Annotated in this window: 11 protein-coding genes; all 11 read left to right on the forward strand. The window is 25.1% G+C overall.

The window, feature by feature from the left end; translation table 4 throughout:
• Nucleotides 1-11: 11 nt before the first annotated feature.
• The 11 genes from ACJA28_RS01215 (at nucleotide 12) to ACJA28_RS01265 (ending at nucleotide 12,832) form a co-directional block, all read left to right on the forward strand.
• Nucleotides 12-3,662: a hypothetical protein gene (locus ACJA28_RS01215; protein WP_022935635.1), complete on the forward strand. Its 3,651-nt coding sequence runs from the start codon at nucleotides 12-14 to the stop codon at nucleotides 3,660-3,662.
• Entirely contained in the window at nucleotides 3,655-6,276 is a 2,622-nt protein-coding gene (locus tag ACJA28_RS01220; RefSeq protein WP_022935634.1) for a hypothetical protein, read from the forward strand. Before ACJA28_RS01215 ends, ACJA28_RS01220 begins: the two co-directional genes overlap by 8 nt.
• Nucleotides 6,277-6,278: 2 nt before the next feature.
• Nucleotides 6,279-6,965, forward strand: coding sequence for a leucine-rich repeat domain-containing protein (locus ACJA28_RS01225; RefSeq protein ID WP_406602220.1), 687 nt, complete (start codon nucleotides 6,279-6,281; stop codon nucleotides 6,963-6,965).
• 97 nt (nucleotides 6,966-7,062) lie between these two features.
• On the forward strand, nucleotides 7,063-7,329 hold the full coding sequence (locus ACJA28_RS01230) for a hypothetical protein (RefSeq protein ID WP_022935283.1): 267 nt from the start codon (nucleotides 7,063-7,065) through the stop codon (nucleotides 7,327-7,329).
• Between the two features lie 59 nt (nucleotides 7,330-7,388).
• Entirely contained in the window at nucleotides 7,389-7,940 is a 552-nt protein-coding gene (locus tag ACJA28_RS01235; protein ID WP_406602229.1) for a leucine-rich repeat protein, read from the forward strand.
• A 53-nt stretch (nucleotides 7,941-7,993) separates the two neighbouring features.
• Nucleotides 7,994-8,830 carry a hypothetical protein gene (locus ACJA28_RS01240; protein WP_022935285.1) on the forward strand — a complete coding sequence of 279 codons (837 nt, stop codon included), beginning with the start codon at nucleotides 7,994-7,996 and terminating at the stop codon, nucleotides 8,828-8,830.
• Between the two features lie 167 nt (nucleotides 8,831-8,997).
• Nucleotides 8,998-9,414: a 30S ribosomal protein S12 gene (rpsL, locus tag ACJA28_RS01245; RefSeq protein ID WP_022935286.1), complete on the forward strand. Its 417-nt coding sequence runs from the start codon at nucleotides 8,998-9,000 to the stop codon at nucleotides 9,412-9,414.
• Nucleotides 9,415-9,434: 20 nt separating this feature from the next.
• Entirely contained in the window at nucleotides 9,435-9,905 is a 471-nt protein-coding gene (gene rpsG / locus ACJA28_RS01250) for a 30S ribosomal protein S7 (RefSeq protein WP_022935287.1), read from the forward strand.
• Between the two features lie 12 nt (nucleotides 9,906-9,917).
• Nucleotides 9,918-11,999, forward strand: a complete 2,082-nt coding sequence (gene fusA / locus ACJA28_RS01255) for an elongation factor G (RefSeq protein ID WP_027121703.1) — start codon at nucleotides 9,918-9,920, stop codon at nucleotides 11,997-11,999.
• 74 nt (nucleotides 12,000-12,073) lie between these two features.
• Entirely contained in the window at nucleotides 12,074-12,619 is a 546-nt protein-coding gene (rsmD, locus tag ACJA28_RS01260; RefSeq protein WP_022935289.1) for a 16S rRNA (guanine(966)-N(2))-methyltransferase RsmD, read from the forward strand.
• 33 nt (nucleotides 12,620-12,652) lie between these two features.
• Nucleotides 12,653-12,832: a hypothetical protein gene (locus ACJA28_RS01265; protein ID WP_022935290.1), complete on the forward strand. Its 180-nt coding sequence runs from the start codon at nucleotides 12,653-12,655 to the stop codon at nucleotides 12,830-12,832.
• Nucleotides 12,833-12,892: the final 60 nt, after the last annotated feature.

The following is a 12,892-nucleotide window of genomic DNA, read 5'->3' on the forward strand; positions in this document are numbered from 1 at the left end:
AGGAGTTAATTATGGCTAAAAAACAAATTAAAAAAGGATTCATTACTGCACTATCAATACTTGGTATTGGAACTGTATCTATTGCAACAGTATCATATATATCTTTTTCTCAAGTTAATAATGTTTTAAAAAGAATTTATGTTTTTGATAATGAAACTTTTAATAATTTTGAAGATTTATCAAAACGTATGCAATCTAAATACTTAACCAGTAGTTTTTCTACAACAGATAGAAATAAATGATCTATAAAAGATGGTAAAAATATTCTATATTTTAATGATTCAAAAACACTAAGAGAATTTTTAGAAACAAAAATAGCAAATTCTGTCGCTTATTCTTCTTACAATTTAAGTAATTCAAAATATATTGGTGAAAATGGAGAGCTTACATCACAAGCATTTTCTAAATTACATTTTAATAATGGTGAAATAATCAATAAAGCAACAATATATAAAGGTAAAGATAATTCAATACATAAAACAATTGAAGATGCTAAAAATAGTTATTTATCAGTGCATGATGCTTATTATTTTAATGAAATGTTTTTTAGAAATAAAGAACAACTACAACTATATTTAGAAAATGAATTTTATGGTCAAGATCCTAATAATCCTGGTTATCAAACTTTAGAAAAAGGAATTGGAATTATTTCGTCTAATGGAAGTATTTCTAATTCAATAAATTCTAAGTATCTTTTTGCTAATGGAGATACAGATTCTGTAAATCAAGAAAAAATAATTGATGCTAAAAAAACATTTGCTTCATTTGTTAGTTCAAATTTAAATAAGTACTTAAAAATTAAAGATATAGATGGTAACTATAATTTATATGATAAAAATGATATTCAAAATTCACATAATTTAGTAAATATCTTTGATAATCCTGATTATACTAGATTATATTCAAATAGAGGATATGGTTCTTATGTAGTTGATTTGAATGAAGAAGATAAAAACACCTTATTTGGTCCTTATTATGCTTCATCAACAAAAGATATAGAACTTATGTATGACCATAAACAATGAAAGAAAATAACTAAAAATGATCCCATAATTTTAGAAGAAAAAGATACTAATCTTCTAGCTTCTTTTTTGAGTAACATTTTAATGCCAGAGGAAGAAAAGTCATTTGATGATTTACCAATTAATATTAGAAGTATCAATAATGTTCTTGAAAGATATTTTAATGAACTTAAAAATTTTAACTCTTCACTTTTTGAAGAATATAAAAACATGTATAGAGTACTCCAATCAGGAAAAAGATTTAATTTGTTCAATGGAATAATCATTTCACACAAATGATTAATTAATAGATTGATTTTAAATAAAGCTCCTGAAAAAATGATTAAATTAACAAAGGAAACTTTTAATACAATTGCTAAAACAATAGATAGATATGTTAATTTGATATTTGATGATACAGTTTTAGTTTCAAAAAGAATAGGAGATAAATTATCATTTGAAAAGATATTAGCTTTTAACAACAATAATCATGATCTAAATTCAACATTGAAAAGTTATATCGATCAAATATCAACAAATTGACCTCAATTTATCGTTTGTTTAAATGTGATTAATTTTGCACAAATAAATTCATTTGCAAATGGTGGTGCTATTAAATTTGATTATGAAAAGTTCAAAAGAATAATAGATTCAACTAAATCTTATAAAGAGAATGTGTTTTTAGATGAAAATAAATCAGTTTATGAATATTTATACAATTTATTTTCAAGTGATAATCCTGATGAGTTTCACGATAGAGTTAAAAATAAGATTTCATCTAGTACATATGAAAAAAATAAAGAATTTATTCTAGAATTAAGTTTTTCATTTACATACGGAGCTAAAATGGGATCAAATGTTACTAGAGCAATATACGAAAATACTCTTTATAGTTTTGAAAATAGTGATCCATTTTTAGTTTCAAAAATTAATCAAACAATTTATAAAAATTTACCATCTTCAATTGTTTTGAAAATGAATGCAATTAATGAAGAAGCTAAAAATCATCAAGATTATCCTGAGCGCCCTGAATATATAACAAAAGAAAAAATATCATTTAAAAATTTTGTATTGATTAATTTTGTTTGAAAATTATTTAAGTCAACAAAAAATATTTCTGATAGTTCCATTTTAGAAATTAATAATTTATTGGAATCATTTAGAAAAAATTTATTAAATAATGAGATGTTATCGAATGAATTAACAAATATTGTTAATCGTTTTAATGACGAAAATTTCATGAATAATTTTGCTGTTTTTAATGATACTCAATCAATAATGAAAGAAATAGATAATAATGCATATGCTTTATCTATGTACGAAAACATAATAAAAGAATTTAGTAAATGTTTTGATGGATACAAAGAATTTAGTAAATACACTGAATTAGGAATTAATGTAATAAAAACAACTTTTTCAATAATAGATGAAATAAAAGATTTGTCAAAAATCAATAAAGTTTTTAAACAAGCATTTAGTACACTTAAAATTGCTTCAGCAGCATTTATTTATGTAAATATTGCCTTAGAAGTTATGGATCTTGTAATTGATGGATTAGTTCCAAAAACTGAATACTTTTCATATATTTTTGAAAATGATGATACTAAATTTATATGAAATGGTGGAATGAAAAAAACAATGTTTTGAGGAATGTTGCCATTAGAGCAAACTACTATAAAAGACATGAAACTAAATGATCCAATAAAAGTTGTTGAACCCAACAATGAGGAACAATATTACTTTAATGGTAAAAAATATAGCGATTTAAATATTTTAAAAAGACAACAATTAGATTTAATTATAAATGGACAATATAATATAAATGATAGTATATCAACTATATATTCATTTGAAAATGCAAAATCAAATCCAGTTAGTGCAAAAACTTTTAATAATATTGGTTCATACGAAGATATTCTTTCATTGCATTCAAAATCAATTACAACTTTTGAACCACAAAATCTTATTCAATACATCTATAAAGAAATCTATTTGGAATTGAATAAACCAAAAGATGAATGAATATATCATAAAGAAAATTTTATTTTTGAAGGAAGTGGAATTACTATATCTCCAGGAGAAAATTTTGACGAAATTGTTTATCAAATATTAAGAGATATAAGAACAGTAAAAATAGCTCAAATTCCAATATTAGAAAATGGAAAACCCAAAGATTTTGCTTCAAAAGAAGAGTTTGAAATGATGAATGCATATGAATTGCCTTCATATAGTTGATCAATTGAAGGAACTAAATATAATAGTTCAAACAAAAAATATATAATATTTAATCCAAATGTTGAAGGTTTATCAGATATAAGTAATGATGTTGTTATGAAAAATATTAAATCTCAATTTTATGAACAATTTGATGTTGATTCAAAGGTTGTTTTAGAGCATGATATAAATGTTAATAATAAATTTAGTGAAATGGAAACAAATATTATTAATTACAATATTTATAAAGCAACATTACCAACGGGATATTCAAAATATTTTATTGATCATTCTAAAGCATTAAATTGATTATCATCAAATATGGAATTTACAGTTTATGAACAAGAAAATATTATTAATAATTATGAATATAAAGAGAAAATTTTCAATTCTAAAGAAGAGTTTGAAAGCTACTTAATAGCTAATATGGAGATAAAAAATGGCTAAAAGAAATATTAAAAAAATATCTTTAATAACATCAGGAATATTAACACCAATTATTATTGCTTCTGCAGTTACACCATTAGCAATAACATTTACTAATAAAAGTAACATTTCTTTAAGTAGCAAAGATTCAACATCTCAAAATTATAAATATTTATATAACAATAAATATTATGATTCAATTGATGAAATTGTTAATGAAACTCTTTATGAATCACAACCAATTAATCAAAGCATTTATTATGGTGATATAAAAGAAGCAATTTTTGATCAAGAATCAAAAAGAATTGATATTAATCAATTAAGAAAATATGATCAATCAAAAATTAGACCTGCATATATAAATTCATTTGGCGATTATGAAATAGATTTTCAAAAAGCTAAAAAATCATTTATAAATCAAGGATTAGTTAGATATTTTTATTTGGATAATAAGGGCAAAATGCATTCAACTGAATATGATGCAGTTAATGCTAATAAAGAAAATATTAAAGTTGATAAAGTTCTTTACTATGTGATTGAGGATAATGAAGGAAATAAAATTTCAATTAATCCTTTTAATAAAAAAGACATTAATAAATTTTTGGAAATCGGTGTTAAAAATGCTCTAATAGGTTATGGTCATAAAGGCTTTGGATTTGAAATTTTTAGATCAGAAGATGATAAGCAATATCAAAGAGATGATTTATCTTTATTGCTTTATGAAAATGAAAAAGATTTTGAATCAATTTTATCTGATGCAATTATGGAAGTGATTAAGACAGATAGTGATGTCAAAGAAGAAATATTTAATGGTTTAAAGTTCAATTTTAAAATATCTTTAGATGGTTCACAAGAATATGCTTATCAATTTATTCTAGAAAATATAAATAAAAATAAAAAAGAAGATGATACATCATCTCCTAATATAAAAATTGGAGGAGATAATAAAAAATCGCTTATTTTTGAAAATATAAGTTTACAAGATGTTGCTTTGATTAATGGTTTCACAAGTAGAAAACTTTTTGAAAACAAAGATGAAAATATTTCGAAATGAGAATCTAGAATTTGAACCACAAGACATATGCTTAATTGAGTTGCTCAAGAAGCAGAGATTAAATTAGAACTATCAAATAATTCGAAATATAAAATTACACTAGATTATCATGGTAAAAATGCTGGATGAGCTCCTGGTGATGATATAACAATTTTTGGTGATGGAGAAGGAGGTAGTGTTTATTTTAAATTAGAATTGCAAAATGATTCAACATTCAAATTGAATTTTAAAAATATTTTAGATATTATTAAAAAAAATAAAATAACCATCATCAATAAAATTAAAAAGAAAATAGTAAACAAATACAATGAAAAGTTTAATAATAATTCAATATTTTCTTCTATTGATGAATTTTTAGAAATTGTTTTAGATGAAGAATTATTAAAGATAGAAATAAATGATAATAATGACACAATATATACAAACAATCTAAAAAATATTGTTAAATATGTTTTTTCTAACTTTTTAGGCACAAGAAAAAGGGAACCTAATAAGAACAACAATGATATTGTTCCTTATGAAACTAATATTGATAAATTATTATGTGACATGCCAAACGATAAAAACAATAATTTTTCTTTTAATATTCAAAACAAAATAAATGAATATATAATAAATGATAATAACAATTTAGTTTTAGCTTATAACAATTATCCAATTTTTAAATTTTCTTTATTAAATGATAACTTAAAATTTGATAGCGATAATTATATAGTTCAATCTCTTTTTGATTTTGAAAATATAATTGACAAAGGAATATTAAATAACTTTATAACAAACATTTCAAATCATATTGACAATACTAATTTATTTGATACAGATAAAAATATCGTTAAAATTAATGAAAATACAAATAAATTTATTATTCCATCAGATATCAAAGAATATAAACCAATTTTAAGAGATGATAATTTAAAACAACCAAGACAATATCAAAATGGAATTTGATATGCAATGGATGCTTATAATGAGAATTTAGAAAATTATATTAACAAGAATAATATTACTAATATTCAAGGTTCATTAATCGCCAAGCATCTTGTTGATCCTAATAATTTTTTAGTTTTAAGACCTAATGTTGAAAATTCAAAAAATAGTAATGGTCAATTTGAACAAATGTATTATGCAAATTATTTAGGACTAGAAAATAGTTTTAATGAATCAATTGATGATATAAAAAACAAATTGATTTTTAATAAAAATGATTTAGATACAGCAAAAAATAGAGCAAATAACATTAAACCATCAAAAATTGTAATTTTATATAACATTGCTGGAGAAGTAATGAATCCAGGAGTTAAGTTGGATGATGATTTTGTCTTATCAACAACTTCTGATGCAATTTATGATTTAGAAAATAACATTTTAGATAATGTTTTAAGAACGCTAATTATTGAAAAAGCACAAGATTATTTTTATTATGAAAATGATGATGGCACATTTACATTAATTAAAAATGAAACTAATTTTGTATTTGATCTAACATGAGAAAATAAACATTATTATTTTGCAACATTTAAAGACGCAACTAATTATTTATATGAAATTATTAAAAATAAAGCAATCAAGGTAGGGATTTAAAGATGAAAAAAAATAGTAGTTTAAAAATTTTGAGTATTGTAGGAACTTCAATAATTCCATTTGCAATTACTCCACTAATTGTTTCTTGTTCTAAAAAAGGAGAAGATTTATCAAATGTAAAAATGTATGATAAAAATTATCGAATATTATTTAATGGTGCAGGAGAAATTTTAGATTATGATGGTAATGCAACAGAATTAGAGATTCCTGAATATTTAGAAAATAATAGTGTTACATCAAGTCCTTATTATGGAAAAAGAATTAAAGTAAAATACGTTGGTGATAGTGCATTTAAATGATCCGATCAAGAAGATAGTGGAAGACCAAAATTACAAAAAGTAACATTACCAAATTCAATAATTTGCATTTATGATGAAGCTTTTCGGAATAATGAATTAACATCAATAGAAATTCCAGATTCTGTTACTGAAATTAAATCGAATGCCTTTAATTCTAATAAATTAAATTATGTGAAATTATCTAATTCTTTAATCGAAATTTATCCTTATGCTTTTTATAATAATCTACTTCTTACTCAAATAGTTATTCCAAATTCAGTAACAAAAATATCAGTTGGAGCTTTTGAAAACACTAGTATTAAAAATGTAACATTACCATCTACTTGTGAATATTCTTCTTTTTCTTTCCCTGAAAGTTGTGTGGTGGAAGGTGGTAAAAAAGAAACTTAATAATATTCAAACATTATTATTTTGCAACATTTAAAGACGCAACTAATTATTTATATGAAATTATTAAAAATAAAGCAATCAAGGTAGGGATTTAAAGATGAAAAAAAATAGTAGTTTAAAAATTTTGAGTATTGTAGGAACTTCAATAATTCCATTTGCAATTACTCCACTAATTGTTTCTTGTTCTAAAAAAGGAGAAGATTTATCAAATGTAAAAATGTATGATAAAAATTATCGAATATTATTTAATGGTGCAGGAGAAATTTTAGATTATGATGGTAATGCAACAGAATTAGAAATTCCTGAATATTTAGAAAATAATAGTGTTACTTCAAGTCCTTATTATGGAAAAAAATTAAGGTAAAATGCATTGGTAATAGTGCATTTAAATGATCTAAGCAAGAAGATAATGGGAGACCAAAGTTACAAAAAGTAACATTACCAAATTCAATAAATTATATAGATACTTATGCTTTTTCAAATAATGAATTGACTCAAATCACCATCCCTAACTCAGTAAAAGTTTTATCTGGATTTGACAATAATAAATTAACAAATATTGATATTCCTGATTCGGTAACAAGAATAGAAACAGATGCTTTTAGTTACAACAATCAACTGACTCAAATCACCATCCCTAAATCAGTAACTTATATAGGTTTTTCGGCTTTTTCTTTTACCTCTCTAACCCAAATCACCATCCCTAACTCAGTAACTGAAATAAATTCAGAAGCTTTTTTTAATACCAAATTAACTAAAGTTACTATCCCAGATTCAATAACTTCTATAGGTAGTTCTGTCTTTGCCGGATCTTCTCTAACCCAAATCACCATCCCTGATTCGGTAATTTATATAGCAGAACGAGCTTTTGCTGATACCGAATTAACTGAAGTTAAATTACCACCAAATTGTAAATACAAATCTAATGCTTTTCCTGAAAATTGCACTGTAAATGGTGGAATTAAAATTAATTAAATGCAACTTAAAAAATATTAAAATGAAATTTAATATACAAAAGGAGTTTTATAATGAAACCAACTACATTTAAAGAATTATTAAAGAACAATAAACATAATTATATTTTAATGTGAATATTATCAATTCCTGTTTTGATTTGTTCAATAGTTATGATAGTTCTTTTTCCTTCTGGACTTTTTGTTAGTGATTTTAGTGGCTTTAGTGACTGATTTGTTATTACTAATTGATTTATTGCAATTTATACAGGATTTGTTTTTATAATAAACATTGTTGCTCTTGTTTTCCTATTTAAAAATAAACAAAAAGTTTATCGAATAGTTTTTTATTTATATTTTTTATTTCAATTTATATTAACTTTCTTGATTTTATTATCTAGTTACATTATTCCTAGTTCTTTTTATTCATTTATAGGAGAATCAAATCAAGGAGAAAATGTTCCTTGAATTGGGTGAATAGTATTTGCAATGATTCTATCTGCAATAACTTTAGTATTGGCACTATTTTTTCCTATTATTATCAATATTATTTTTCTAACTAAATCATCAAACCAAAATCAGGATATTTTAGAAGAATATCAAGAATTATATAAACAAGCTCAAAGAATTAAAATTAATGCAATTGTTTCATTTTTTATTTGGATCACAATTATTGGAGCAATTGTTTATTTGATATTAAACTTTATTGGAAATATTAAAGTGTTAGCTTATGATTGAAAAGACAAAGAATTAAATGATAAGAAAATATTATGAGGTATTCTTTCATTACTTTTAATTCAAGGAATTGGATTGCTTGTTTTTTCAATAAAAGTGACTAATAAGTACCAAGAATTATCAAGCTTAAGTAATATGGATGAAAAAATACAATCTAATTCTAATGATTCAAAATAAATTTCAAAATTTCTTTTATATGTACAGAAATAAGAATTATTCAATAATAAATACTTTTCTGTAACTCTTCTTAACACTAAAAAACAAAAAAATATTTTATGATACACTAGGTTAAGTTGTTATAATTAATATCACAAAAATGTATTGAGCAAAATGAAAGGAAAAAAATGCCTACAATTAACCAGTTAGTTAATCAAAGTAGACAAGATAAAATTCGTAAACAAAATGCACCCGCTTTATCTGTTCACTTTAATTCACTACATAAAAAATATACAAGTAAACCATCACCTTTTAAAAGAGGGGTATGTACAAGGGTTGCCACTATGACACCTAAAAAACCTAACTCTGCTTTACGTAAATATGCAAGGGTTAAATTATCAAATGGAATGGAAGTAACAGCTTATATTCCTGGAGAAGGTCATAATTTACAAGAACACTCTGTTGTTTTAATTAGAGGAGGTAGAGTAAAAGATCTTCCTGGGGTTAGATATACAATAGTTCGTGGAACACAAGATTTAGCTGGTGTTAATAATAGAAAACAAGCTAGATCAAGATATGGTGCCAAAAAACCTAAAAAAGCTTAATTAAATACAAGGAGTAGTTTATGTCAAGAAAAAGAAAAGCCCCTATAAGAGAAGTTTTATCTGATCCAATTTTTAATTCAAAAATTGTAACCAAGTTAATTAATACAATTATGCTTGATGGTAAAAAATCAACAGCAGAAAGAATTTTATATTCTGCTTTTGATCTTGTAAAAGAAAAAACAGGCGAAGATCCCTTAGTTGTTTTTCAAAAAGCAGTTGAAAATGTTACTCCATTACTTGAAGTAAGAACAAGAAGAATTGGTGGAACAAACTATCAAGTTCCTTCAGAAGTTTCAGCTAGAAGAAAACAAACACTTGCTTTAAGATGAATAATTAACTATGCAAGAATTAGAACTGAAAAAACAATGGATGTTAAATTAGCTAATGAAATAATTGATGCTTCAAAAGGAACAGGTGGAGCTGTTAAGAAAAAAGAAGACACACATAAAATGGCAGAAGCAAATAAAGCATTTGCTCACTTTAGATGATAGGTTGTGGTTATTATGGCGAGAAAATATAAGTTAGAAGATTATCGTAACATTGGAATTATGGCTCATATTGATGCTGGAAAAACAACAACAACTGAGCGAATTTTGTTGCACACAAAAAAGATTCATAAAATTGGAGAAACACATGATGGTGGATCTCAAATGGATTTCATGGCTCAAGAAAAAGAAAGAGGAATAACAATTACTTCAGCTGCTACTTCAGCTTTTTGAAAAGGTAAAAGAATTAATATTATTGATACTCCAGGTCACGTTGATTTTACAGTTGAAGTTGAACGTTCATTAAGAGTTTTAGATGGTGCAGTTGCAGTTTTAGATGCTCAATCAGGAGTTGAACCGCAAACAGAAACAGTTTGAAGACAAGCAACAAATTATCGTGTACCAAGAATTGTTTTTGTTAACAAAATGGATAAAGCAGGTGCTGATTTTGAAAAAGCAGTTATTTCAGTTAGAAAATTATTAGGTGGTAATTGTGTTCCAATCCAATGAAACATTGGGTCAGAAAATCATTATACAGGACATATTGATTTAGTAGAAATGACAGCATGAGAATTTGATGGACAACCAGAAGAAAATGGAAAAGAAATTCCTATTCCTGCTCATTTAGAAGAATTAGCAAAAGCTAAAAGACATGAATTAATCGAAGCAGTTGCTGATTTTGATGAAGAATTAATGGAACAAATTTTAGAAGGAAACATGGATATCCCTGCTGATCGTTTGAAAAAAGCGATTAGAAAAGCTACATTAACTTCTGAATTTTTCCCAGCAGTTTGTGGAACAGCTTTTAAAAATAAAGGTGTTAAAGCAATGATTGATGCAGTTGTTGATTACTTGCCTTCGCCAATTGATGTTCCACCTATTCCTGCGCATTTAGATGATAAAACATTTGAAGTTCCTTCAACAGATGATCATGATTTTGCAGCTTTAGCTTTTAAAATTATGAACGATCCATTTGTTGGTTCTTTAACATTTTTTAGGGTTTATGCTGGTGTTTTAGAAAAAGGTTCTTATGTTTATAACTCAACAAAAGGTGAAAAAGAAAGAATAGGGCGTATTCTTGAAATGCATGCAAATCAAAGGGAAGAAATCGATGAAGTTAGAGCAGGTGATATTGCAGCTGCTGTTGGATTAAAAGCAACAACAACAGGTGATACTTTAGTTGGAGAAAAATCACCTAAATTTGTTCTTGAAAAAATGCAATTTCCAGAACCAGTTATTTCTCAAGCTTTAGAACCAGCTTCAAAAGCAGCAACAGAAAAACTTTCTTTAGGATTACAAAAATTAGCAGCTGAAGATCCTACATTTAGAACATATACTGACGAAGAAACTGGGCAAACAATTATTTCTGGAATGGGTGAATTACACTTAGAAATTATTGTAGATCGTTTAAAAAGAGAATTTGGTGTTGATGCAACTGTTGGAGCACCTCAAGTTGCTTATCGTGAAACAATTACTAAAACAGCTGATATTGAAGGAAAACACATTAAACAATCAGGTGGTAAAGGTCAGTATGGTCATGTTTGAATTAAATTTGAACCAAATAAAGACCAAGGATTTGAATTTATTGACAAAATTGTTGGTGGAAAAATTCCAAAAGAATATATCAAATCAATTCAAAAAGGTTTAGAAGAAAAAATGCAAATGGGTGTTTTAGCTGGTTACCCTGTTATTGATATTAAAGCGACATTATTCGATGGATCATATCATGATGTCGATTCATCTGAATTAGCGTATAAAATAGCTGCTTCTAAAGCACTTACAGCTGGTAAAGAACAATTAGGATTTGCATTATTAGAACCAATTATGGACGTTTCTGTTATTGTTCCTGAAGAATATTTTGGAGATATTATGGGAGATATTTCTAGACGTAGAGGACAAATCAAAACAAATGAAACTAGAAAAGATGGTGCATCTGTTATCAAAGCGGATATCCCACTTTCAGAAATGTTTGGTTATTCAACAGATTTAAGAACAATGACTTCAGGTCGTGGTACATATCAAATGCAATTTGATCATTATGAAAAAGCTCCAAAAAATATTGCTGATGAAATTGTTAAAAAAAGAAATATCAAAGAATAGTAAATTATAAATTTAAAGTACTTATTTGTGCTTTTTTATTAAAATTCAATAAGTAAACTTATAATAAATCATATATGTTAAGAATAATTGCAGGTAAATTTAGATCAAGAGTTTTAGAACAACCTCCATTAGAAATCACAAGACCAACATTAGATCGAGTAAGAGAATCATTATTCAATATTATTCAAAATGAAATCGAAGGTTCTATTGTTCTAGATTGTTTTGCAGGATCAGGCGCTTTTTGTTTAGAAGCTATTTCAAGAGGAGCAATGAAAGCAATTGCCATAGAAAAATCAAAAATAGCTTTTGATGTTATTCAAAGAAATAAAGAAAAATTAATAGCAAATAATTTGGACATAATTAATAAAGATTCGATGACTTACTTAGAAGAGAGCAAAAATATAAAATTTGACTTTATTTATCTAGATCCTCCATATAAATTAGATATATTATTTCAAGCTATGGAACTAATATTTAAAAATCAATTATTAAAAAAATATGGGCAAATTATTATAGAAACAAATTATGATAAAAAAGTAATTACACCAAAAGGCTTAATGATTCAAAAAGAAAAAATTTATGGAAAAACTAAATTAGTTTTTGTGAGTCTAATTAATTAATTTTTGATTTTCTTATAACAATTTATAGGATTATTGCGCGTCTATTCAAACAACATTGAAAAGTTTAGAAAAATAGATTCAAAATTTAGCAAAATTATTGATTCTAGTTTTAAAAATGTTTATTCTAGATTAGATGTTCTTGAAAAAGATTTAAATATTTTAAAAGAAGATGTGAACCAAATCAAATCTCTACAAACTATTCAAGAATGATAGTATTATTTTGAAAATTAAATAAATATCAGACAACTCTAAGGTGTTTTTGAGTTTAAAAAA

This window comes from Mesomycoplasma moatsii (assembly GCF_045276915.1).
Lineage (GTDB): Bacteria > Bacillota_I > Bacilli_A > Mycoplasmatales > Metamycoplasmataceae > UBA710.